At 74.3% G+C, this 21639-nt stretch carries 23 protein-coding genes; 15 read left to right on the plus strand and 8 right to left on the minus strand.

The window, feature by feature from the left end:
* The first annotated feature begins 191 nt into the window (after positions 1-191).
* The 4 genes from ACR807_RS13110 to ACR807_RS13125 all read left to right on the plus strand — a co-directional run bounded on the left by ACR807_RS13110 (position 192) and on the right by ACR807_RS13125 (position 3172).
* On the plus strand, positions 192-1415 hold the full coding sequence (locus tag ACR807_RS13110) for a family 2 glycosyl transferase (protein WP_438921545.1): 1224 nt from the start codon (positions 192-194) through the stop codon (positions 1413-1415).
* A 54-nt stretch (positions 1416-1469) separates the two neighbouring features.
* Positions 1470-1649, plus strand: a complete 180-nt coding sequence (locus ACR807_RS13115; RefSeq protein ID WP_438921546.1) for a hypothetical protein — start codon at positions 1470-1472, stop codon at positions 1647-1649.
* Positions 1650-1796: 147 nt separating this feature from the next.
* Positions 1797-2525 carry a D-Ala-D-Ala carboxypeptidase family metallohydrolase gene (locus ACR807_RS13120; protein WP_438921547.1) on the plus strand — a complete coding sequence of 243 codons (729 nt, stop codon included), beginning with the start codon at positions 1797-1799 and terminating at the stop codon, positions 2523-2525.
* Positions 2526-2689: 164 nt separating this feature from the next.
* Positions 2690-3172, plus strand: a complete 483-nt coding sequence (locus tag ACR807_RS13125; protein WP_438921548.1) for a YkvA family protein — start codon at positions 2690-2692, stop codon at positions 3170-3172.
* Here the strand turns inward: ACR807_RS13125 and ACR807_RS13130 are convergent.
* Together ACR807_RS13130 and ACR807_RS13135 are read right to left on the minus strand one after the other, a co-directional pair.
* On the minus strand, positions 3146-4375 hold the full coding sequence (locus ACR807_RS13130; RefSeq protein ID WP_438921549.1) for a YeiH family protein: 1230 nt from the start codon (positions 4373-4375) through the stop codon (positions 3146-3148). The genes ACR807_RS13125 and ACR807_RS13130 overlap by 27 nt on opposite strands.
* 168 nt (positions 4376-4543) lie before the next feature.
* On the minus strand, positions 4544-5245 hold the full coding sequence (locus ACR807_RS13135) for a lysophospholipid acyltransferase family protein (protein WP_438921599.1): 702 nt from the start codon (positions 5243-5245) through the stop codon (positions 4544-4546).
* Between the two features lie 110 nt (positions 5246-5355).
* Between ACR807_RS13135 and ACR807_RS13140 the strand changes: the two genes are divergently transcribed.
* The 4 genes from ACR807_RS13140 to ACR807_RS13155 all read left to right on the plus strand — a co-directional run bounded on the left by ACR807_RS13140 (position 5356) and on the right by ACR807_RS13155 (position 8831).
* Complete coding sequence (locus tag ACR807_RS13140; RefSeq protein ID WP_438921550.1) at positions 5356-6546, plus strand: PP2C family protein-serine/threonine phosphatase; 1191 nt, start codon at positions 5356-5358, stop codon at positions 6544-6546.
* Position 6547: 1 nt separating this feature from the next.
* Positions 6548-8038, plus strand: coding sequence for a sensor histidine kinase (locus ACR807_RS13145; RefSeq protein WP_438921551.1), 1491 nt, complete (start codon positions 6548-6550; stop codon positions 8036-8038).
* Positions 8035-8472 (plus strand): response regulator, encoded by a 438-nt coding sequence (locus tag ACR807_RS13150; protein WP_438921552.1) that lies wholly within the window; start codon positions 8035-8037, stop codon positions 8470-8472. Before ACR807_RS13145 ends, ACR807_RS13150 begins: the two co-directional genes overlap by 4 nt.
* Positions 8473-8546: 74 nt before the next feature.
* Complete coding sequence (locus ACR807_RS13155) at positions 8547-8831, plus strand: hypothetical protein (RefSeq protein WP_438921553.1); 285 nt, start codon at positions 8547-8549, stop codon at positions 8829-8831.
* A gap of 98 nt (positions 8832-8929) precedes the next feature.
* Here ACR807_RS13155 and ACR807_RS13160 read toward each other — a convergent pair whose 3' ends face one another.
* Entirely contained in the window at positions 8930-9934 is a 1005-nt protein-coding gene (locus ACR807_RS13160) for an MBL fold metallo-hydrolase (RefSeq protein ID WP_438921554.1), read from the minus strand.
* 93 nt (positions 9935-10027) lie between these two features.
* On the opposite strand from ACR807_RS13160, the gene ACR807_RS13165 reads away from it, so the two are divergent.
* Positions 10028-11014: an LLM class flavin-dependent oxidoreductase gene (locus ACR807_RS13165; protein WP_438921555.1), complete on the plus strand. Its 987-nt coding sequence runs from the start codon at positions 10028-10030 to the stop codon at positions 11012-11014.
* Between the two features lie 144 nt (positions 11015-11158).
* Positions 11159-12256, plus strand: coding sequence for a VanZ family protein (locus tag ACR807_RS13170; protein ID WP_438921556.1), 1098 nt, complete (start codon positions 11159-11161; stop codon positions 12254-12256).
* 61 nt (positions 12257-12317) lie between these two features.
* On the opposite strand, the gene ACR807_RS13175 is transcribed toward ACR807_RS13170, so the two are convergent.
* Positions 12318-13877 carry a lipase family protein gene (locus tag ACR807_RS13175; RefSeq protein ID WP_438921557.1) on the minus strand — a complete coding sequence of 520 codons (1560 nt, stop codon included), beginning with the start codon at positions 13875-13877 and terminating at the stop codon, positions 12318-12320.
* Positions 13878-14055: 178 nt separating this feature from the next.
* Here ACR807_RS13175 and ACR807_RS13180 point away from each other — a divergent pair, with 178 nt between their 5' ends.
* Complete coding sequence (locus ACR807_RS13180; RefSeq protein ID WP_438921558.1) at positions 14056-14211, plus strand: hypothetical protein; 156 nt, start codon at positions 14056-14058, stop codon at positions 14209-14211.
* Between the two features lie 39 nt (positions 14212-14250).
* Here the strand turns inward: ACR807_RS13180 and crtI are convergent, their stop codons facing one another.
* On the minus strand, positions 14251-15714 hold the full coding sequence (crtI, locus tag ACR807_RS13185; RefSeq protein ID WP_438921559.1) for a phytoene desaturase family protein: 1464 nt from the start codon (positions 15712-15714) through the stop codon (positions 14251-14253).
* Between the two features lie 4 nt (positions 15715-15718).
* The gene (locus tag ACR807_RS13190) at positions 15719-16816 is read right to left on the minus strand and encodes a polyprenyl synthetase family protein (protein ID WP_438921560.1); all 1098 of its coding nucleotides are present in this window, start codon (positions 16814-16816) and stop codon (positions 15719-15721) included.
* A 165-nt stretch (positions 16817-16981) separates the two neighbouring features.
* On the opposite strand from ACR807_RS13190, the gene ACR807_RS13195 reads away from it, so the two are divergent.
* Both ACR807_RS13195 and ACR807_RS13200 read left to right on the plus strand, forming a co-directional pair.
* Positions 16982-17905 carry a phytoene/squalene synthase family protein gene (locus ACR807_RS13195; protein ID WP_438921561.1) on the plus strand — a complete coding sequence of 308 codons (924 nt, stop codon included), beginning with the start codon at positions 16982-16984 and terminating at the stop codon, positions 17903-17905.
* A gap of 13 nt (positions 17906-17918) precedes the next feature.
* Positions 17919-18887: a DUF5914 domain-containing protein gene (locus ACR807_RS13200; RefSeq protein ID WP_438921562.1), complete on the plus strand. Its 969-nt coding sequence runs from the start codon at positions 17919-17921 to the stop codon at positions 18885-18887.
* 96 nt (positions 18888-18983) lie between these two features.
* Here the strand turns inward: ACR807_RS13200 and ACR807_RS13205 are convergent, their stop codons facing one another.
* The gene (locus ACR807_RS13205; protein WP_438921563.1) at positions 18984-19283 is read right to left on the minus strand and encodes a hypothetical protein; all 300 of its coding nucleotides are present in this window, start codon (positions 19281-19283) and stop codon (positions 18984-18986) included.
* 433 nt (positions 19284-19716) lie between these two features.
* Between ACR807_RS13205 and ACR807_RS13210 the strand changes: the two genes are divergently transcribed.
* The gene (locus ACR807_RS13210) at positions 19717-20049 is read left to right on the plus strand and encodes a hypothetical protein (protein WP_438921564.1); all 333 of its coding nucleotides are present in this window, start codon (positions 19717-19719) and stop codon (positions 20047-20049) included.
* 79 nt (positions 20050-20128) lie between these two features.
* On the opposite strand, the gene ACR807_RS13215 is transcribed toward ACR807_RS13210, so the two are convergent.
* On the minus strand, positions 20129-20524 hold the full coding sequence (locus ACR807_RS13215; protein WP_438921565.1) for an SH3 domain-containing protein: 396 nt from the start codon (positions 20522-20524) through the stop codon (positions 20129-20131).
* Between the two features lie 149 nt (positions 20525-20673).
* On the opposite strand from ACR807_RS13215, the gene ACR807_RS13220 reads away from it, so the two are divergent.
* Positions 20674-21627, plus strand: a complete 954-nt coding sequence (locus tag ACR807_RS13220; RefSeq protein ID WP_438921566.1) for an ArsR/SmtB family transcription factor — start codon at positions 20674-20676, stop codon at positions 21625-21627.
* Positions 21628-21639: the final 12 nt, after the last annotated feature.

A 21639-nucleotide genomic window follows, 5' to 3' on the forward strand; every position in this document is an offset into this window, starting at 1 on the left:
GGTGGACCCCCGGCCGGGGCGCGCGTCTCCTCCGCGCGCGCCCCGGCCCCACCACGAGCACGTCACCGTCCGCCACGGGCACGTCACCGCCCCGCCGGGGGCCTCCCGACGCCGAGTCCACGGCAAACACCCTGCGATCTGTTACGCCGTCGCCGTGTTCCCGTAACCCGGGCCACCAAGCATTCGGTCTCATGGCGAACCGGAGTCAAGTCACCGTCGTCGGGCTCCCGGCCCGCGACGAGGCGCGCACCGTCGGCGCGGTGGCGCAGGCCGCCGACGCGGGCCTGCACGCGGCGTTCCCGGAGGGGACCAACGTCGTGGTGCTCGCCGAGAACGGCAGCACCGACGGCACCGTGCAGCGCTTCGCGGAGACGCCCCTCAGAGCGCGCAAGGTCGTCGCCAGCTCCAGCGGCGAGGGCACGGGCAAGGGCACCAACGTGTTCGCGATCATGGACCGGGCGCTGGAGCTGGACGCCGACCGGTTGCTGCTGCTCGACGCGGACGTGCGGTCCACCGAACCCCGGTGGATCCCGTCGCTGGCCGACGCGGTCGAGGGCGACGACCCGGTGCTGGCCGTGCCCGCGTACCGGCGCAACCGCTTCGAGGCGAACACCACCAACCACCTGGCCAGCCCGCTGCTGGCGGCCGTGTTCGGCGTGCACGTGCAGCAGCCCATCGGGGGCGAGTTCGCGTTCAACCGGGCGTTCCTGGAACGGGCCCGCACGTGGCCGCGCCCCGACAGCGCCTACCTGTACGGCATCGACGTCTGGCTGACCGCCAACGCGCTGCGCGAGCGGATGCGGGTGGTGGAGGTGCCGCTGGGGCGCAAGCTGCACAACTCGCCGTTCCCGAAGATCCTGCGGCTGCCGCAGCAGGTGCTGGACTCGCTGTTCCACGTCGTGCTGCGCACCGACGGGGTGCGGGAGCAGGTGGTCGCGAAGGCGTCGGCGCGGGCCGCGGTGGACGGCGCGGCGGTGCCCCAGGACCCGGCGGTGGTGTCGCGGGTGTCCGAGTCGGTCGCCCGCTACCTGGACGTGCACCGGGGCGACGTGCGGTCGCTGTTCCCGTCGGCGGGCTCGGTGCCGGCCGCGCCGTGGGGCCTGCGGGTGACCACCGAGGAGTGGCCGCACGTCCTGGCCGACGCGCTGGCCGCGGTGTCGGCCGGGCGGTTCGAGCAGGCGCGCGACCACCTGGTGGCGCTCTACGTCAACCGGGTGATGACGTTCTGGGACGAGATCGAGGGCCTGGACGACGACGCGATCGACGACCTGCTCGACCGGCAGGCGGCGCGGACCGTCGAGGCGGTGCGCGACAAGCGCATCGCGCTGGGCGGGCGGACCGGGCCGGACGGGTTCGATGTGCGGCACTGGGCGGGGTTCAACGAGGTGTCGCCCGCCTGGAGCGTGCCCGCCTGACCGCGCACCCACGTGGTCGCGTAACGCCGGACCTCGCGTGAACGCTGTTCAGGTATGAGGACGCGGGGCGCGCGGGTGCTGGTCGGGCTGGCCACGGTCTTCCTGGCGGTGGCGCTGTGGAACGGCGTGCTGGCCGTGGAGGACCAGACGGCGTGGCGGAGCGCCGCGGCGGGCATGTGCGTCGTGGCCTCCGCCGGCCTGCTGTGGGCGGCGGTCGGCGAGCGCAGGCGGTGACCGCCGGGGGGGGCGTCGGCACCCGGCGTTCACAAGCTATTCCTCTTGTGTGAATTTTTCAGACATCGGAGACAGATTGACGTAAGTTTTCAACTACCGGCAGGCTTCCGGACCTCCGCTTGATTGTCGAGAGGTCTGGAGGTCCCTGTGCTCCGACGTGTCCTGTCCTTCCTGGCGTCGCTGTCGTTGGTCGCCGTCGTGCTCCTGGTCGGTGGTGGCGGTTCGGCGCAAGCCGACGGCTGCTACACGTGGAACCGGACCCTGTCCCAGGGTGCGTCCGGCGAGGACGTGCGCCAGTTGCAGATCCGCCTGTCGGGCTACCCCGGCACCGGCGCGGTCCTCGGGCTGGACGGCCAGTTCGGCCCCGCCACCCGGTCCGCCCTCATCCGCTTCCAGCAGGCTTACGGGCTGGGCGCGGACGGCGTGGCGGGCAGCGCGACGTACTCGCGCATCTACGCCCTGCAGGACGACGACTGCACGCCGGTGAACTTCTCGTACGCCGAGCTCAACAACTGCAACTCCACCTGGGCCGGGGGCAACGTCTCGGCCGCGACGGCGAAGGCCAACGCACTCGTCTCGATGTGGAAGCTCCAGGCCCTGCGGCACGCCCTGGGGGACCAGGCGATCCGCGTGACCAGCGGTTTCCGCAGCGTGGCGTGCAACAACGCGGCGGGCGGGGCGTCGAACTCCCGCCACCTCTACGGTGACGCCGTGGACCTGGGCTCGGGTCCGCACTCGCTGTGCCGCCTGGCCCAGCAGGCCCGCAACCACGGCTTCAACGGCATCCTGGGCCCGGGCTACCCGGACCACAACGACCACACCCACGTGGACCACCGGAGCAGCCGCTTCTGGTCCGCGCCGTCCTGCGGCATCTGACCCGCCCGCACCACACCCGGGACCCCGCGACGCCCCACGCGCCGCGGGGTCCCGTCGTTCGTCCACACAGGACGGAGCAACCCGGTCGCGACCGAACGGCCCAATGGTCCGTTCAGGGGTTTTCCCGGACCGCACGGGCGGCGTACCGCCACTAGCATGGGGACATGATCGCCCTCGCCGTGGTGCTGACCCTGATCGGCCTCGGCACGCTGCTGTGGCGCGACGCCGACGTGCTCGGCCTGCCGCCGGGCGCGGTCGGCGCCGTCGCGCTGGTGCTCGGCGTCGCGGCCGGCGTGGCGTGGGCGCTGCGCAGGCGGCGCCGGTGGGAGCACGACGGCGAGCGGCGGCCCGTCGGCAACGTGGTGCAGCGCGCCAAGGCGCTCCCGCGGCTGCTGCGGGAGCGCAAGGCGTACGGGCTGCCGACGACCACCCTCGCCACCTGGGCGTTCGCCGCCGTCTACCTGGTGTCGCCGATCGACGTGCTGCCCGAGCTGCTGCCGCTGATCGGCGTGACCGACGACGCGGGCGTGGCCGTGTGGCTGCTCACCAGCCTGTCGACCGCGGCCGGGCAGTTCCTGAACTGGGAGCGCTCCGGGCGGAGCACCCCGCCGCCGGAGCCGTCAGAAGAGGGTCACCGCGAGCCCTAGCGCCACCACCACGTTGACCGCGGTCGAGGCGGCGAACACGCCGACCGGCCGCCAGCCGGCCTGCTTGAGCGCGCCCGCCCGGAACTCCAGGCCGATGGACACGAACGCGAGGATCAGGAACCACGTGCGCAGGTCGTTCACCACGGCGACCTGCGCCTTGCCCGCCGGGTTCGCCGACAGGTACGCCGTGGCGATGACCGACGTGGCCAGGAACCCCAGGACGAACTTGGGGAACCGGTCCCACAGCTGCCGCGCCCGCGACCCCGAGGGCGCGGCGGACCGCTCGACCTTCAGCGCGAAGTAGGCCGTCAGCGCCACCGCGACCACGCCGAGCAGCGCGTTCTGGGTCACCTTGACGATCGTCGCGATCTGGAGCGACTCCTCGCCCGCCAGGGTGCCGGCCGCGGTCACGGCGGCGGTGGTGTCGATGTTGCCGCCGATCCACGCCCCGGTGGAGCGCGGGTCCAGGCCGAGCGCGGTCGCGGCCGGCGGCAGCAGGAAGATCGACGGCAGCGCGAACGCGATCACCAGGCTCGCGCTGTAGGCGAGCTGCTCGCGCTTGGCCTGCACCGCGCCCGCCGCGGCGATGGCCGCGCTGACGCCGCAGATCGCCACCGCCGCGGACAGCAGGGCCCGCAGCTTGTCCTCCAGGCCGAGCCGCCCGCCCAGCCACCAGGAGAAGCCGAACACGACGCTGATCAGGACCACCGACTGGACGATCGCCGGCCCGGCCGCGCCCGCGATGACGGCCAGGTTGATCGACGCGCCCAGCAGCACCAGGCCCGTCTTGATGAAGAACTCGGTGCGGAACCCGCCGGCCAGCCGGTCGCGCCACCCGAGCGCGCCGAGCGCGGCGTTGCCGAGCAGGCCCAGCAGGATCGCGTAGACCGGGAACTCGACCGCCGCGCCCAGCCCCTCGGCACCGGTGCCCTCGGTCCACTCCGGCACGCCGGTGGACAGCCACCGGGCCACCCACGACAGGGCGAGCACGACCAGCACGCCCAGTGCCGCGAACAGCAGCGGCGACCTGCCGGCACCCTCCCCGGCGGCGTTCACCCCGGCCGAGTCCGTCCCGGCGGCGTCCACCCCGGCGGCGCTCTGCTCGGCCGCACTCGTCCCGGCGGCGTCCACCCCGGCGGCGTTCGTCTCCGCGGCGTTCGTCCCGGCGGCGCTCTCCCGCGCCGCGCGCCCGTCGGCGGCCATCACGGCACCAGCCCCGGGGTGATGACGCCGAGCAGGGCCAGGGCGAACAGCGCCAGGCCCACGCCCACGGCCAGCCAGTCCTCGTTCACGCGGTGGTCGGACATCGCTCACGCTCCACGATGTGGGAGGGGAAGTGAGCCAGGACGCTAGCGACACCACCGCACCCCGTCACCGCCTCCCAGGATGTGGGAGGTCCCGCACGCCGACGAGCAGGGTCGTGATGGCGTCCATGATCCGCGCCGTGGCCTCGTCCAGCACGGCCTTGGTCGGCTCCAGCCCGTACAGGTCCGACAGGTCCACCTCGGTCCCCGCGGCCACCGTCACCCGCCGCCACGGCCGGGGCACGAACGACCCGGGCGGCAGCAGCTCGCGGACGCCCCACTGCGCCACCGGCAGCACCGGGGTCCGGGTGGCCAGCGCGAGCCGCGCCACGCCGTTCTTGCCGCGCATCGGCCAGCCGTCCGGGTCGCTGGTGAACGTGCCCTCCGGGTAGACGATGACGCACTCCCCCGCCTCCAGGGACGCGCGGGCGCCGTCCACGGCCCGCCCGGCGCGCGCCGACCCGCGGTCGACCGGGATGTGCCGCCCGGACGACATCACCCACCCGAGGACGGGCACCTTCCACAGGCTCGCCTTCGCCAGGTAGCGGGGCACGCGGCCGGCGGCGAGCGCGAACGCCGTGAGCGTCACCGGGTCCGCGTTCGACAGGTGGTTCGACGCGAGCAGCACGGCACCCCGCCGGGGGACGTTCGCCCGGCCGGCCATGCCCATGCGGACGAACAGCACCACCAGCGGCCACAGCAGGTCGATGGCCACGGAGTACCAGAAACCCCTGCCTCGGCGCGGCAGGCGGGGGGTCAGCGCCACCATCCGGGAGAACGTCACAGCGCGATCCTCGGTCATGCCCCCGACGCCGGTCACCGCACCCCCGTGCACCGCCGTCGCCCGGCGCTGATCGAGTTCGACTAATCTCCTCCCCCGTGGCAGGGCTCCCCGCACCGCGCACCGCGGTGGACCGCATCAACGTGCTGCTCGTCGAGGACGACGAGGGCGACGCCGTGCTGGTCGAAGCGCTGCTGGACGAGGTCGAGGCGGACGTCTCGCTGCACCGCGCGCGCACCCTGCGCGAGGCCGAGAGGCTGCTGGGCAGCGCCGACTGCGTGCTGCTCGACCTGGGCCTGCCCGACACGACGGGCCTGGACGGCCTGACCCGCCTGCTCGGCCACCCGGCGCCGGTGGCCATCATCGTCCTCACCGGCCTGAACGACGAGCACCAGGGCACCAGGGCGGTCGCCGCGGGCGCGGAGGACTACCTGGTCAAGGGCCAGGTCGACGGCGTGGGCCTGGCGCGCAGCATCCGCTACGCGGTCGGCCGCAAGCGGGCCGAGGAGACGCAGCGGCAGCTGCGCGACGAGCAGCTGCTGGCGGCGGAGAAGACCCGCCTGGAACGCGGCCTGCTGCCGTCCCCGATCCTGCACGGCGAGGACCTGGAGGTGAAGTTCCGCTACCGGCCCGGCGGCAGCCGGATGCTGCTCGGCGGCGACTTCTTCGACGCGGTGCGCACCCCCGACGGCACGTTGCAGGTCCTCATCGGCGACGTGTGCGGCCACGGACCGGACGAGGCGGCGCTGGGCGTGTTCCTGCGCATCGCGTGGCGGGCGCTGGTGCTGGCCGGCCAGGAGCCGTCGCGGGTGCTGCGCACGCTGCACGAGATCCTGGAGCACGAGCGGCACCAGCCGGGCCTGTTCACCACGGCGTGCATGGTGACGATCTCCCCCGACCGCCGCTGGGCCCGCGTGTACCTCGCCGGGCACCCCGAACCGATGCTGCTCGTCGGCGACCGCGTGGTCGAGCTGCCCCGGGACCGGGCGGGCCTGCCGCTGGGCGTGCTGCCGGACAGCACGTGGAGCGGCCTGGACGTACCGCTGCCGCCCGGCTGGACGATGCTGCTCTACACCGACGGCCTGGTCGAGGGCCGGGTGCTGGGCGACCCGGAGCGGTTGGGCTCCGAGCGCTTGATCGAGCTGATCGGCGACATCACCGGCGGGCGGCCGGACTGGGCGCGGGAGCCGTCGGCCATGCTGGACGACCTGATCGCGAGGGTTAAGGAGCTCAACGGCGGGGAACTGGACGACGACATGGCCGTACTGCTCATCTCGGACCGGGACTGAAGTGGACTACCGCACCCGCTGGCCCGCCGCCCGTCTCCTCGTGGCGGCCGTGTCGATCCTCATCATCGTCTGCGCCGGCGCGATCGGCGGTCTGGCGGTCGCGCTGGCCGGCCTGTCGGACGCCCGCGTGCTGCTGCTCGACCAGATCGGCCCCTCCCGGCGCATGGTGCTCCAGGTGGACAACGCGCTGGTCAACCAGGAGACCGGGGTGCGCGGGTACGTCCTCACCGCCAACCGCGACTTCCTCACCCCCTACACCGACGGGCAGCGGGCCGAGGGCGAGGCCATCGCGACCGCCCGCCGGTTGCTGGGGCCGGTGCGCCCGGACCTGGTGCGCGAGCTGGACGAGCTCGACCAGCTCGCGGCCGACTGGCGGCAGAGCTACGCCGAGCCGCTGGTCAACCTCGTCTACGTGTCCGGCAACCCGCAGACCGCGCTCGCCGACCCGGAGCGCGGCAAGGAGCTGTTCGACCGGGTCCGGACCGCCGTCGACCAGCTGGTCGACAGGCTCAACGCCGCCTCCGACGAGGCCCGCGGCGAGCTCGACGACGTCGCCGACGACGTGCTGTACCTGGTCGTCGGGCTGGGCGTGCTGCTGGTGCTGATCATCACCGGGGTCGCGGTGATGCTGTACCGCATCCTGATCGCGCCGCTGCGGGACCTGGCGAGCGACGTGCGGCAGGTGTCGTCCGGCGACTACACGCACACCGTCGAGGTGGGCGGACCGCGCGAGACGGTGATGCTCGGCCAGGACGTCGAGGCGATGCGGTCGCGCATCCTGAACGACCTCGCCGAGCTGAAGCGGTCGAACGGCGAGCTGGAGCAGTTCGCCTACGTCGCCTCGCACGACCTTCAGGAACCGCTGCGCAAGGTGGCGTCGTTCTGCCAGCTGCTGGAGCGACGCTACTCCGGGCAGCTCGACGACCGCGGCGAGCAGTACCTGCGGTTCGCCGTGGACGGCGCGAAGCGGATGCAGGTGCTGATCAACGACCTGCTGGCGTTCTCCCGGGTGGGGCGGATCAGCCGCGAGCAGGTGCTGGTCGACTGCGACGAGCTGGTCGCGCAGGTGCTGGACAACTACTCCGAGGTCATCGAGCGCACGCACGCCACGATCGAGGTGGGCGAGCTGCCGACGGTGCGCGGCGAGGCGTCGCTGCTCGGCGGCGTGTTCGGCAACCTGATCAGCAACGCGCTGAAGTTCCACGGCGAGGAACCGCCGCAGGTGCGGGTGGACGTGGAGCGGACGGGTGAGTTCTGGACGTTCACCGTCAGCGACCACGGGATCGGGATCGACGCCGAGTACGCTGAGCGGATCTTCGTCATCTTCCAGCGCCTGCACCACAAGGACGACTACCCGGGCACCGGGATCGGCTTGGCGATGTGCCGGAAGATCATCGAGTACCACGGTGGCACGATCTGGTTGGACACCGCGCAGGAGTCCGGCACGACCTTCAAGTTCACCCTCCCGGCAGTAGAGGACGACGAGCAATGAGCAGCCCGCTGAACGTGATCGACGTACTGCTGGTCGAGGACGACCCGGGTGACGCCCTGATGACGCAGGAGGCGTTCGAGCACCACAAGATCCGCAACCAGCTGCACGTGGTACGCGACGGCGTGGAGGCGCTGGAGTTCCTGCGCCGCGAGGGCCAGTACGAGGACGCGCCGCGGCCGGGGCTGATCCTGCTCGACCTGAACCTGCCGAAGATGGACGGCCGCGAGGTGCTCGGCGAGATCAAGGCCGACCAGTCGCTGCGGACGATCCCGGTGGTCGTGCTGACCACGTCGGAGGCGGAGGAGGACATCCTGCGCAGCTACAACCTGCACGCCAACGCCTACGTCACCAAGCCGGTGGACTTCGACCGGTTCATCGAGGTCGTCCGCCAGATCGACGACTTCTTCGTCACCGTGGTCAAGCTGCCCCGCTAGTCCCCGGCCGGCCCTCGGCGCTCCGCGTTCCGGGGCCCGTAGGCGGCCAGGAAGACGCGGACACCGTCGTCGGCGTGCCGGAGGCGGTGGTGGCCGGCGCGCGGCGCTCACCCGGGTGGCCGGTGCTGGAGTCCGTCGCGCACACCACGGCCTACGACCTGACGACCACCGGCACCGCGCCGGACCTGGGCGCGGTCGACGTGCCGGTGCTGGTGCTGGACAGCGCGAGCAGCGACGCCCGCCTGCGCGCCTGGGCCGACGGCGTCGCCGCCCGCCTGCCGAACGCCACCCGCCGCACCCTGCCTAACCGCGAGAGTCCAACCTCCAGGCCCCGAGAGTCCAACGCTCAGGACCCTTGAGTTCTTTACTCGCGAGTAAAGAACTCAAGGGTCCCGAACGTACGACTCACCCGACCTGGGCGTTGGACTCTCGGGGCCTGGGCGTTGGACTCTCGCGGTTAAGGGAGGGTGTAGGTGGTGGGGCCGTCTGGGGTAGGGGTGGCGGTCAGGAGGTTGCGGCGGACCAGGACGTCGAGGTGGGCGGCGGTCTCGCCGGTGGCGAGGACCTGGTTGAACAGGTCCAGGTCGGCGAAGCGGCGGGCACGTCGGGTCCAGCCCAGCCTGGCCGCCGTCTCGTGGGCCGTGCCGGTGCCGGTGCCCACGGCGGCCAGGGTGGCCTCCAGGCGCTCCTCGTGGTGCGCGACCAACTCGTCCACGCGGGCGTGCGCCGACTCCGTCACGGGACCGTGCGCGGGCAGCAGCCGCAGGTCCGGGTAGGTGCGGATCAGGCGCAACGAGTCCAGGTAGTCCCCCAGCGGCAGGGCGGGCCTGGCCGGTTCGAACCCGATCGACGGGGTGATGTGCGGCAGCACGTGGTCGCCCGCGAACAGCAGCGACGACGCCGCGTCCACGAACACCACGTGCCCGCGCGTGTGACCGGGCGTCGGCACGACCCGCAGCACGCGCTTGGCCAGCCCCACCTCGGTCTCGCCCAGCCACTCGTCGGGCTCCTCGTAGTCGCGCAGCGCGTCCTCGCCGGTCGCGGCCAGCACGGCGCGCCACGCCTCGGCCAGGTGCGGCGCGCCCCACTCGCGCAGGCTCGCCACCTGGCCGTCGCGGGCGCGGGCCAGGATGCGCTCTATCGACGGCTGCTCCCCCGCGCCGAGCGCGACGCGGGTGCCGAAGCGGCGGCGCAGGCTCACCGCCATCGTGTAGTGGTCGCGGTGCAGGTGGGTGACGAGGAACCGGCGCACGTCCTCCAGCCCGCGCCCGAGGCCGTCCAGGGCCGCGACGAGCGCGCGCTCGCCCTCGTCGAGCGACCAGCCGGAGTCGATCAGGACCAGGCCGTCGCCGTCGTCGATCGCGTACACGTTGACCGTGCGCAGGCCGTCGTTCGGCAGGGGCAGGGGAATGCGGTGCACGCCGGGCGCGACCTCGAACGCGCCGGGCTCGGTCCACTCCATCCCCGGATACTACTTACCGGTAACCTCGGTCGGCCCGGGGACCGGTCGAGGGCGGTCGGGTCCCGCGGCGGTCCGGCGGGGCAAGATTGCCGGATGGACGTCTACCTGCTGATCCTGGGCGACCACCTGCCCGACCCCGCCACGGGGCGGGTCGTCACCGAGGCCGACCGGCTGCGCGCGATCGTCGAGCAGGCCGTGGTGGCCGAGGAGGCCGGGTTCACCGGCGTCGCGATCGGCGAGCACCACTTCACCCGCTACATCGTCTCCGCGCCGGAGCTGCTGCTGGCCACCATCGCGGCGCGCACGTCCACGCTGCGGCTGTCCACCGGCGTCACGCTGCTCGCCCACCACGACCCGGTGCGCGTCGCCGAGGAGCTGGCCACGCTGGACGTGCTGTCCCGGGGCCGCGCCGAGCTGATCGTGGCACGCGGGGTGTCGCAGCGCACCGACGTGGCGTTCGGCGTCCAGGACGACCTGCGGGCGCGGTTCGACGAGAACCTGAGGCTGCTGCTGCGGCTGCTGGAGGAACCGCACGTGACGTGGCAGGGCCGCTACCGCAGCCCGCTGGTCGACGTCACCACGACGCCGCGCCCCGTGCAGCAGCCGCGCCCGCTGGTGTGGATCGGCAGCGGTTCGGCGGTGTCCGCGGACCTCGCGGTGGAGCTGGGGCTGCCGCTGATGCTGCCGAGCACCCTGCGCGACCCGAGCACGCACCGCCCGGTCGTCGAGCGCTACCGCGCCGCCATGGGCGGCCGGGGCCGGGTCGCGCTGCCCAGCCACGTGTTCGTCGCGCCGTCGGCGGCACGGGCGCGCGAGCGGTGGCGACCGCACCTGGCGTCCTACGCCCACTTCGCCGACCCGTGGCGCGGGAACGGGGCGGTCGACGTGGACGCGGTGATGGACGGCGCGGCGGTGTGCGGCGACCCGACCGAGGTGAGCGACCGGCTCAACGCGCTGGCCGAGCTGCTCGGGCTGGACGCCCAGCTGGTGATGGTCGACATCGGCGGCCTGCCGCACCAGGAGGTGCTGGACACCATCCGGTTGTTCGGCGAGGAGGTCCTGCCGGACCTCAAGGGCTGACGCGCGCGGACGCCGGCGCGCGCGTCCGAACGGCGGCGTCGGGTTTGAGCACGGCGGCGAGTGGTTAAGGAGTGGTCACCTCGTCTCGTACGCCTGCGCGGAACCCCGCGCTGCCCTCGCGTTGACCCTGCCGGAGCGGTGGACATGTTGAGCTCGTACCTGGAACCCGCACGCGCGGGTTTCCTGACCTTCGTCGGTGTCGGCGCGCTGGTCCTGCTGCCGCTGGCGGCGCTGCACTACTGGCGCTTCGGGCGGGTCGAGCCGCGGCGCGCGTTCGTCCTCTACGGCCTGCTGGCCTACGGGCTGGTGGCGCTGGCGCTGATCTTCCTGCCGTTCCCGGACCGGGCGACGGTGTGCCGGGGCGAGACGATGCTGTCTACGACGCCGTTCCAGTGGGTCACCGACATGCGCAACAACATGGCCGCCACCGGGCGCTCGGGCATCCAGGCGATGGTGACGTCGCAGGCGTTCGTCCAGCAGGCGTTCAACGTGGCCCTGTTCGTGCCGCTGGGGATCGTGCTGCGCCGGGCCTACCGGCGCGGACCGCTCGCGGTGATCGCCATCGGCCTCGGCGTGTCCCTGGCCGTGGAGGTCGTGCAGTACACCGGGAACATGGGCATCTTCCCGTGCCCGTACCGGATCGCGGACGTCGACGACCTGATCTCCAACACGGCCGGCTCGCTGGTCGGCTGGATGGTCGCGCCGGTCGCGCTCGTCGTGCCGACCGTGCCCGCCGCGGAGGAGTCGGCGGCGCTGCCGGGCGCGGTGAGCGTGCCGCGCCGGGTCGCCGCGCTGGTGGTCGACCTGTTCGCCGTGGTGCTGGTGGCGAAGTTCCTGCTGCCGCCCGACCCGGTGTGGGCGCTGGCGCTCGCGGTGGCGCTGCGGGTGGTGCTGCCCGCGGTCAGCGGCGGTTGGACGCCCGGCGGGTGGCTGCTCCGCCACCGGCTGCGCGGCGCCGACGGCTCGTGGCCCAACCCGCTGCGCGTGGTGCTGCGCGAACTGCTCGGCGTGACGGGCCTGTTCACCTACGCGGTCTTCGTCTCGCCCCTCTCGGACACGTGGTGGCAGTTCGGCCTGGACGTGTTCGTCATCGCGCTGGTGTTCGTCGGCACGTTCGCGGTGCCGGTGTTCCGCCGCGACCAGCTGGGCTGGCACGACCGCGTCGCGGGCACCCGCCCGGTCCCGGTGCGCCCCGGCGGGGACCGCGTCGAGGAGCGCGCGGCGGTGGGCACGCGGGGCTGAGCCCGGTACGCGCGGGGCTGGGCCCGGTGCGCGCGGGGCTCAGCCCGGTGCGCGGCGGCGGTCACCGGCGGCCGAACAGCCAGTCGCCCGGTTTGCCCGGCACGGGGTCGAGGCAGAAGTCCCGGACCGCGTCGACCACCTCCGCCGTCGACACGGTGCCGCCGCCGTCGCCGTCGAGGGTGGTCAGGACGGCCGCCGCACGGGCCGGGGACAGGCCGCACGCGGTGAGCAGGCGGGTCAGCTCGGCGGTGGTCGTGGTGCCGTCCCCGGTGCCGTCCCCGGTGTCGGCCAGGGCGAGGACGGCCTCGGCGAGCGGGCGCACGGCGTCCTCGAAGCCGTCGTGGTGGCCGTCGTCGAGCCAGCGCAGGAACTCGGCGCGGCTGACCCGCCCGTCGAGGTCGGTGTCGGAGCGGTCGGCGACGCCGCGCCACAGCGCCCGGTAGCCGTGCCGGACGGCCAGCGCCTTCGGCGAGCCCGGCGGTTCGCCGAACGCCTGCACCAGGCGCAGCGCGAACACCTCGTAGTCGTCCGCGGTGAGCACGCCGTCGCCGTCCGCGTCGAACGGGCCGGACCGGGGCACGGGGTCGGGCGGTCGCTCCAGCAGGGCGTCGGTCCACGCCACGAGGTCGTCGTGGCCCGCCGCCAGCACGTCGGCGTGCGCCGCGCCCGCGTGGCGGTCGAAGCGCAGGACGGTGCCCGCGCGGGCCAGGTCGGCGGCGAACCGCTCGACCACCTCCAGCGGCACGACCTCGTCGGCGGTGCCCGCGGTGAGGTAGACGGGCCGGTCCATCCGCGACACCGGCACGCGGCACGCGCGCAGCACCGGGTCGACGCCGGGCCGGGCGGGCAGGCCGGTGGTGCCGCCGTCGTCGTTGGTCAGGCGGGCGACCGCGCGGAACATGTCGACGAGGCTCGCCGACGCCGCCACGTCGAGCAGCCGGCCGCCGGCGGCGGTGAGCAGCGGGCGGGCGTCGAAGTCCGGGTGCGAGGCGCGCACGCCCGCCAGCAGGAACGGCAGCAGCACCGACAGCGGGCGCGTGCCGTCGGTGGTGACCAGGTCGACCAGCAGCGGCAGGTGGACCGGCGGGGCGAGGGCGAGCGTGCCGCGGAAGTCCAGCTCCGGGGCGTACCCGGTGGCCATGAGGCCGGTGAACAGCGCCGCGTGCCCGCCCTGGGAGAAGCCCGCGACGAACCACGTGCGGCCGACCCGGGGGTCGAGCCGGCGGGCCGCGCGCACGGCGTCCACCACGTCGTCGGCGACCGCCTCGCCGTTGAAGTACGGGTGCGGGCCGGGTGTGGCGAGGCCCTCGTAGTCGGTGGCGGCCACCGCGTACCCGGCGACCAGCCAGCGGCCGACGTGCTCGCGCTCCAGCCTGCTCAGGCCCGCCTCGGACGGCGCGCAGTGGTCGGCCAGGCCCGTGGTGCCGTGCGCGTAGGCCACGACCGGCCAGCCGCCCGGCGGCGCGTCGCGGCGCGGCAGGAACACCGACCCGCTGACCCGGCGCCCCGTCCCGTCGTAGCCGAGCCCCTGGTAGACGACCCGCACGGCGTCGGACGCGCCGTCGGGCCACATCCGGGCGGGCAGCGGACTGCGGTCGAGCACGGCACCCGGCACGCGCATGTGCCCCTCCCCAGGTCGCGGCGGGTGCGACGGTAGCCGTCCCCGGGCCGCCGCCGTACCCCTCGTCACCCGGTGGGGACGCGGTGATCACCCGCCTGCCGCAGTCCCGGCGATCGCGGTGGTCGTCCCGGTGTCTGAACGCCGGCCCGCCCGGGTAGCCCGCACCCAGGAGGTGCTCATGACGCAGCCCCGACCGCCCGACCGCCCGCTGCCGCCGACCCCGGACCCGGTGCCCCGGCCGCCCTCGCCGCCGGACCCGCACCCGACCCCGGCACCCGCGCCCGGCACGGAACCGCCGGTCCCGCCGACGCCCGAGCCGCCCACGCCGGCCTGACGGGTCGGGCCGCCCGGTCCGCGGGACCGGGCGGCCCGGTCAGGAGCGCAGGCGCTCGGCGGCCAGCCGGCCGGAGATCAGCACCGGCGGGATGCCCACGCCCGGCGTGGTGCCGCTGCCCGCCAGCACCACGTTGCCGCGCCGCGAGGGCAGGTTGCCCGACCGGAACGGCCCGGTTTGGGCGAACGTGTGCGCCGCCGAGAACGGGGTGCCCGCCGCCTGGCCGGAGCGCGCCCAGTCGTCCGGGGTGGTCAGCGACAGCCGCGTCACGTCGTCGTCGAGGAGCTTGCGGTCGACGAGTTCCGCCACGACCCGGTCGGCGTAGTCCTCGCCCAGCCGGTCCCAGTCGAACGGCCCGGCGTCGAGGTTCGGGCACGGCGCGAGCAGGTAGTGCAGGTGCCGCCCGTCGGGCGCGAGGGACGGGTCCGTGGTCGACGGGGTGGTGAGCAGCAGCGACGGGTCGCTCATCAGCTCGCCCCGGTCCACGATCTCGTCGAACGTGCCCTCCCACGCGTCGCCGAACGAGATGGTGTGGTGCGCGTGGTCCCGCCCGCGCGGCCCGCTCAGGTGCACCACCACCGCCGACGGCGACCAGCGCGTCGGCACCGGCCGGCGACGCGCCCGCGCGCCCAGCAGCCGGGCCGTCTGCGCGGGTCCGGCGGCCAGCACGACCGCGTCGCACGGGAGGCGGTCGTCGTCGGTGACCACGGCCCGCGCCCGGTCGCCGGCGAACTCCAGCCGCGTCACCTCGGTGCCGTACCGGAACACCACGCCCGCGTCCGCCGCCGCGTCCGCCATCGCCCGCGGCACGGCCCGCATCCCGCCGCGCGGGAACCACACGCCCGCCACGGTGTCCATGTAGGCGATGACCGCGTACGCCGCGAGCGCGCTGCCGGGCGCGACCCCCGCGTACAGCGCCTGGAAGGTGAACACCCGCCGCAGCCGCGGGTCGCGCAGGAACCGGCCCACCGCCCGGTCGAGCGTGCCGAAGCCGCCGAGCGCCGCCAACGCCGCCAGGTCGCGCCCGAGCAGGTCCAGCGGGGTGTCGAAGTTCGCGCCGATGAACCGGTCGCGCTGCACCTCGTGCAGCCGGGTCAGCCACGCCCGCAGGTCGCGGTACCCGGCGGCCTCGCGGTCGCCGGCGAACTCGCGCACCGCGGCCTCCATCGCCTCGGCCCCGGTGTGCACGTCGAGCGCGCTGCCGTCGGCGAAGCTCGCCCGGTAGGCCGGGTGCAGCGGCAGCAGTTCGAGCCGGTCGGCCAGCCGGTCGCCGACCGCGCCCAGCGCCTCGTCCACCAGTTCCGGCATGGTCAGGACGGTCGGCCCGGTGTCGATCCGGTGGCCGTCCACGTCCAGCCGCCCGGCCAGCCCGCCGGGGTGGGCGAGCCGTTCGACGACGGTCACCTCGTGCCCCGCGCCGCGCAGGTGCAGGGCCGCCGACAACCCGGCCAGGCCCGCGCCCACCACGACCACCGAATCGGTGCGGCCACGCACGACGCGCACCACGTCACCGCCTCCGGTCGGTCGCGGTGGACGCCAGGGCGGTCAGCGCGGCGCGCACCGGCGCGTCCAGCACGACCTGGTCGAGCGCCCGGAGCGCGTGGCCGGTGAGCGAGGTGATCCGCTCCTCCACCGCGTCCACCGCACCCAGCTCCCACAGCAGCGCGCGCACCTCCGCCACGGTCCGGTCGGTCACGTCGTGCCCCTCCAGGCAGTCGCGCAGCACGCGTGCCGCGTCGGGTCGGTCCGCGCCGCGGGCCAGGTTGAGCGCGAGCGCCATCAGCGGGGTCCGCTTGCCCTCGCGCAGGTCGTCGCCGACCGGTTTGCCGGTCTCCTCGGGTTCGCCGAACACGCCGAGCAGGTCGTCGCGCAGCTGGTAGGCCACGCCGACGTCCCGGCCGTAGGAGCGCAGCGCCTCCACCAGGTGCGGTGACGCGCCGGCCATCGCCGCGCCCAGGTGCAGCGGCCGTTCGACGGTGTAGGCGGCGGTCTTGAACCGGGCCACGTTCAGCGCCTTCTCCAGCGACTCCTCGCGCCGCGCGCCCGCGAGCAGGTCCAGGTGCTGCCCGGCGATCATCTCGGTGCGCATCGCCTGCCACGGCGTCCACGCCCGCGCCAGCGCCGCGCCGTCCAGCCCGGCGGTGACCAGCGCGTCGTCGGCCCACGCCAGCGCCAGGTCGCCGACCAGGACGGCGGCGCTGTCGCCGTAGTGCCGGGAGTCGCCCGCCCACCGGCCCCGGTGGTGGCGCGCGGCGAACGCCACGTGCGTCGCGGGCCTGCCGCGCCGGGTGGCCGACCGGTCCATCACGTCGTCGTGCACCAGCGCGCAGCCCTGGAGCAGCTCCAGGGCGACCAGCGCGCGCACCGCCACGTCGGCCCCCGGTCCCTCGGCCGGGCCGCCCGCGGCGCGCCACCCCCACCACGCGAACGTCGGCCGCACGCGCTTGCCGCCGGACAGCAGCAGCTCGGCCAGCGCCTCGGTGAGGTCCGGCGCCAGGTCGGGCGTACGGTCGAAGAACGCCTCCAGTTCGCGGTGCAGCCGGGGCACGAGCCCGTCGTCGAACGCCGGCCGCGTGCCGGGACGTGCCCTGGATACCAACGTCATCGTGCCCCCTCCGACGGCTGCGCTCACCGAACGAGCTAATCAGCACGCTGAACGTCCTGCACGACGGGACGCACGGCCGTGATCGACACGACCCGGCGCACCACCCGTTGTGCGGTGCGCGGCGGGTGGTCCTAGCGTGGTCGCGAAACCCTGCGGAAGGACGCCATGTCGGTCGATCGGGAACTCGACGCCGCCGCCATAACGGACCCGGAGCTGCGGCGGGCGTACCAGCGCTGCCGCGCGCTCAACGCCGAGCACGGCCGCACCTACTACCTGGCGACCCGCCTGCTGCCCCGCGAGCGGCGGCCGGCGATCCACGCCCTGTACGGCTTCGCCCGCTGGGCGGACGACATCGTGGACGAGGTGCACGACGGCCGCACGCCCGCCGAGCGCGCCGCCCAGCTGTCCATTGTGGAGGACAGGTTGGCGGCCGGCCTGGCCGCGGGCGGCAGCGACGACCCGGTGGTCGCGGCCGTGGTGGACACCGCCCGCCGCTACGACATCGACCGGTCGCTGTTCGACGACTTCATGACCTCGATGCGGATGGACCTCACGGTCACCTCCTACGACACCTACGCCGACCTGGGGCGGTACGTGCACGGGTCGGCCGCGGTGATCGGGTTGCAGGTGCTGCCGGTGCTGGGCACGTCCGTGCCGCGCGCGGAGGCCGAACCGGCGGCGGCGGCGCTGGGCGTGGCGTTCCAGCTGACGAACTTCCTGCGCGACGTCGGCGAGGACCTCGACCGGGGCCGCGTGTACCTGCCGACCGAGGAGCTGGCGTCGTTCGGCGTGGACCGGGAGCTGCTGCTGTGGGCGCGGCGCACCGGCCGGACCGACCCGCGGATCAAGCGGGCGCTGGCGTTCCAGGTCGAGCGGACGCGGGCGGTGTACCGCGACGCCGCGCCGGGCATCCCGATGCTCTCCCCCGCGTCCCGGCCGTGCGTGGCCACCGCGTACCGGCTGTACGGGCGCATCCTCGACCTGGTGGAGCGCGCCGACTACGACGTGCTGTCCCGCCGGGTCACCGTGTCCAACGGCAGGCGGTTGGCCATCGCCCTGCCCGCCCTGGCCCGTGCCGTCCTGGCCTGACTTGGAGACCCCCATGCCCATCCCGTTGCGCCGCTTCGCCGCCAAGCCGTGGCCGGAGCAGGAACCCACCTGGCGGGACGCGAAGCCCGCGCTGATCGAGGCGGCCCTGAAGCGCGCCACCGCCCGCCCGTCGGGCAACTGGTTCGTGCTGGCGGCGAGCCGCGAGGTGCGCGCCGACGCGCCGTTCGGCCGCACGGTCGCCGGGCGCGAGGTGGTGGCGTGGCGGTCGGGGTCGTCGGTGCTGGCCGGACCCGGTTCGTGCCCGCACCTGGGCGCGCCGCTGTGCGACGGGGCCGTGCACCGGGGCGAGCTGGTGTGCCGGTGGCACGGGTTGGCGCTGGGGTCGCGCAAGTTCGGCTCGTGGAGCCCCTACCCGGCGCACGACGACGGCGTGCTGGTGTGGGTGCGGCTGGACGAGGTGGGCGGTGAGGAGCCGCTGGACGCGCCCGTGCTGCCGGAGCGCCCGCCCGCCGGGTCGCTGGACGCGGTGGCCACCATGATCGGCCGGTGCGAGCCCGAGGACGTCGTCGCGAACCGGCTCGACCCGTGGCACGGCGCGTGGTTCCACCCCTACTCGTTCGCGAACCTCTCCGTGCTGGAGACGCCGACCGAGGAGGACGACCGCTTCCTGGTCGAGGTGACGTTCAAGCTGGCGGGCCGCATCGGCGTCCCCGTGGTCGCCGCGTTCACCTGCCCCGAGCCGCGCACGATCGTCATGCACATCGTGGAGGGCGAGGGCGCGGGCAGCGTCGTGGAGACCCACGCGACCCCGCTCGCCCCGGCCCCGGACGGGTCGGCGCGCACCGCCGTCATCGAGGCCACGATCGCCTACTCCGACCGCGCGGGCTTCACCAAGGCCCTGCCGGTGGCCCCGGCCATCCGCCCGCTGATGAAGTGGGCGGCGGCCCGGCTGTGGAAGGACGACCTGGCCTACGCCGAGCGCCGCTACGACCTGCGCACGACCGGCCGCTTCCCGTCCTGAGCCCGGTTCCGCCGCTCGATCCCGCTGCTCGATCCCACCGGTTCCCGCCGCGGGCCGCCCGTCGCCGGCTCACGACGGGCGGTCCGCGGCGTCGGCTCAGCCCCGGCGCACCGGCCGGACGGGGCTACCGGGCTTGGTGCCAAAGGTGGCCGTGACGCTGAAGGTGACCCGCCAGCCCGGGACGAGCCCCCGGACGAGGCAGACGAGCACCTGGGCGAGCAACTGCCCCGCCCACAGCAGGCCGATCACGGGCGTGGCCAGGTCGACCGGCGCCCCGGTGTCGATTTCCCCGAGGAAGTAGGAGGTCGTGAAGCAGAGCGGCAGCAGGAACGGCGCGAGTTGACGCCGCAGAGGAACGGTTGACGTCGCTTTTCCTTCGTCGAGCGTGATCGCCACGATCACATCCCCTGTGTTGGTGTTCAGCGAGGCCCGTCGAGTCGCGTCCACCCCTGAACAGACTGCGACGAGCGTGCTACACCAGACCAGACAGGGCCCGAGAAGGGCAAGGGAAAAGAACGGGATTCACTCGTTCGTGCCGCAGGACAACGGATAAGGTCCTGTACTGCCCATCGCCCGATCACAACACCTGGGGGGACTCGGGCGATGGGTTCGCTGAACCCGCACACCATTCGCGGGCCGACCACAAGTTCCGACACCAAACCTATCGTTCTATTACGCCCGTTTCAAGCGATTGTTCCGCGGTTCACCCGAAGGGGCCGCCCGGACCGCGCACCCTCGCCGACTCCGCAGAGTTGCGGGCTCTGCCGAACGGGTGCCAGCGACCGGCGGGCGTTCCTGCGGGCGTGTCGTTCTGGCACGGTCTGTGCTCATGGCACAGCGGACCGTCTCGGCCGAACTAGCGGCGGACCACGCGCTGCCCGGCCTCCTCGGCATCACGAAGGACCGGGGTCGGGTCGTGGTCGAACTGACCCTGCCCCGGAACATCGACCACCTGCCCAAGAGCCTGCTGCCGGGCGTCGAGGCGCTCGTCGTGGGCTACCTGGTGCGGCTGCACCGGAGATCGCGGCCGACCGAGCGCGAGCAGGTCACCGTCACCGCGGACCACCTGACCGCGCGGCTGCACAAGGACGACCTGCCGCACTTCCTGGTCGGCCTGTCGGCGCTGCTGGAGGGGGCGGTGTATTGGTCGCGGACCAGGTGAGGCAGGGACGGGCGCGTGGCGCCGCGCGCGACGGGCACCCCCTCGGTCCGGACCGGGGGGGTGCCCGTCGCGCGGTCGGTCAGAACCCGCAGTGCACGTTGCTGCCGCGCACGCCGTCCTTGATCGGCAGCAGGTCGTCGCGCGTCCACCCGAGCACACCGGTGTTGGTGTTGCGCAGGTACGTCCACGAGAAGCCGTCGTTGCCGACGGTCCAGCAGTAGTAGTCCAGCACGTGCGACGACTGGCTGGAGCCCCGCGCGGTGCAGCCGGCGTCCGAGCCGGTGCGGATGCGCGCCCCCGACGTGGCGCCCGAGGCCGTCCGGTTGTCCAGGTTCGGGCCGTTGGTGCCGCAGGGCGCGTGCCGCGCCGCCACGTCACCGGCGCCCTTCGGCTCCGCCTGCGCCGGCGCGCCCAGGGCCACGACGGGCATGGCGGCGGCGACGGCGGCCAGGGCCAGTTTCGCGATCGTCCTCATGACTTCCCCCTTTTGTGCGGTGGTCGAACACGCATGAGCCTGCCCCCGGCCGGGTGTACCGCGCCAGGCTTTTGCAGCACAGCGGAAACGTCGTCCGGCGCAGGCCGATAAGCAGAACGGGGTAGCGGAACGTCCGGGGGGACTTCGTGGTGCGGATCTTCTTCGACAACGACGACTTGGCGCGCACGTCGGTGGCACCGGGGGCCGACCCGTTGTGGGAGGTGGCGCTGGCGGCGTGCCGGTTGCGGGACCGGTCGCCGGAGTTCCGGGAGTGGGAACGGGCGGTGCGCGGTGCGCTGTCCCGCCTCGGCCCGGCGGTGCGGGTGCTGCACCTGCTGACCGCGCGGGAGCCGCGGTTCCCGTCCCTGCTCACGCCGCCGGAGTCGGCCGCCGGGTTGGCGGCGGGCCTGGAGGCGGTGCGGCGCGCCCCGGCGGCCGGCGTGCGGGCGGACCTGGCCCGCTTCGGACCGCTGCCGGACTGGGCGACGCCGCTGGTCCGGGGCGAGCCGCACGCCCTGATGAGGGTGGCGGACGCGCTGCGCGACCTGCACGCCGCGCTGGTCGCGCCGTGGGCGGCGGCGGTGCGGGAGAGCGTGGACGCCGACCGCGCCCGGCGCGCCCACGACCTGCTCGACGGCGGGGTGCACGGCCTGCTGTCCGGGTTCGCCCCGCACGCCCGCTGGGAACCGCCGGTGCTGGTGGTGGACCGCGCGCCGGACGGCGAGCTGCACCTCGGCGGGCGCGGGTTGCGGCTGGTGCCGTCGTACTTCTGCCGCGGTCGCGCCCTGGTCCGGGCCGAACCGGCACCGGCGCTCGTCTACCCGGTGGCCCGGGAGGAGCGCCCGACCGCGGTCGGCGACGGCCTGGACGCGCTGCTCGGCCCCACGCGCGGCGCGGTGCTCCGGTGCGCCCGGACGGGGGCGGGCACGACCGAGCTGGCGCGCCGGGTGGGCACGTCGGCGGCGTCGATCAGCCGGCACACCGGTGTGCTGCGCGCCGCCGGCCTGCTCCGCTCGGCCCGCCTGGGTCGCCGGACCGTGCACTCCCTGACGGCGCTGGGGGAATCGCTGGTCGCCGGCCAGGGCGTGCCGGCCGAGGCGTGACAGCCGGGGCTC

The sequence above is a fragment of the Saccharothrix sabaoui genome, from assembly GCF_051756985.1.
GTDB lineage: Bacteria > Actinomycetota > Actinomycetes > Mycobacteriales > Pseudonocardiaceae > Actinosynnema.

Coding starts and splice junctions, on each gene's coding strand:
- ACR807_RS13180 (WP_438921558.1), top strand. CDS start 14,056: ATGACGCAGCCCCGACCGCCCGACCGCCCGCTGCCGCCGACCCCGGAC.
- ACR807_RS13130 (WP_438921549.1), bottom strand. CDS start 4,375: ATGGCCGCCGACGGGCGCGCGGCGCGGGAGAGCGCCGCCGGGACGAAC.
- ACR807_RS13115 (WP_438921546.1), top strand. CDS start 1,470: ATGAGGACGCGGGGCGCGCGGGTGCTGGTCGGGCTGGCCACGGTCTTC.
- ACR807_RS13160 (WP_438921554.1), bottom strand. CDS start 9,934: ATGGAGTGGACCGAGCCCGGCGCGTTCGAGGTCGCGCCCGGCGTGCAC.
- ACR807_RS13135 (WP_438921599.1), bottom strand. CDS start 5,245: ATGGTGGCGCTGACCCCCCGCCTGCCGCGCCGAGGCAGGGGTTTCTGG.
- ACR807_RS13210 (WP_438921564.1), top strand. CDS start 19,717: ATGGCACAGCGGACCGTCTCGGCCGAACTAGCGGCGGACCACGCGCTG.
- ACR807_RS13125 (WP_438921548.1), top strand. CDS start 2,690: ATGATCGCCCTCGCCGTGGTGCTGACCCTGATCGGCCTCGGCACGCTG.
- ACR807_RS13175 (WP_438921557.1), bottom strand. CDS start 13,877: ATGCGCGTGCCGGGTGCCGTGCTCGACCGCAGTCCGCTGCCCGCCCGG.
- ACR807_RS13200 (WP_438921562.1), top strand. CDS start 17,919: ATGCCCATCCCGTTGCGCCGCTTCGCCGCCAAGCCGTGGCCGGAGCAG.
- ACR807_RS13195 (WP_438921561.1), top strand. CDS start 16,982: ATGTCGGTCGATCGGGAACTCGACGCCGCCGCCATAACGGACCCGGAG.
- ACR807_RS13165 (WP_438921555.1), top strand. CDS start 10,028: ATGGACGTCTACCTGCTGATCCTGGGCGACCACCTGCCCGACCCCGCC.
- ACR807_RS13110 (WP_438921545.1), top strand. CDS start 192: ATGGCGAACCGGAGTCAAGTCACCGTCGTCGGGCTCCCGGCCCGCGAC.
- ACR807_RS13215 (WP_438921565.1), bottom strand. CDS start 20,524: ATGAGGACGATCGCGAAACTGGCCCTGGCCGCCGTCGCCGCCGCCATG.
- ACR807_RS13190 (WP_438921560.1), bottom strand. CDS start 16,816: ATGACGTTGGTATCCAGGGCACGTCCCGGCACGCGGCCGGCGTTCGAC.
- ACR807_RS13170 (WP_438921556.1), top strand. CDS start 11,159: ATGTTGAGCTCGTACCTGGAACCCGCACGCGCGGGTTTCCTGACCTTC.
- ACR807_RS13150 (WP_438921552.1), top strand. CDS start 8,035: ATGAGCAGCCCGCTGAACGTGATCGACGTACTGCTGGTCGAGGACGAC.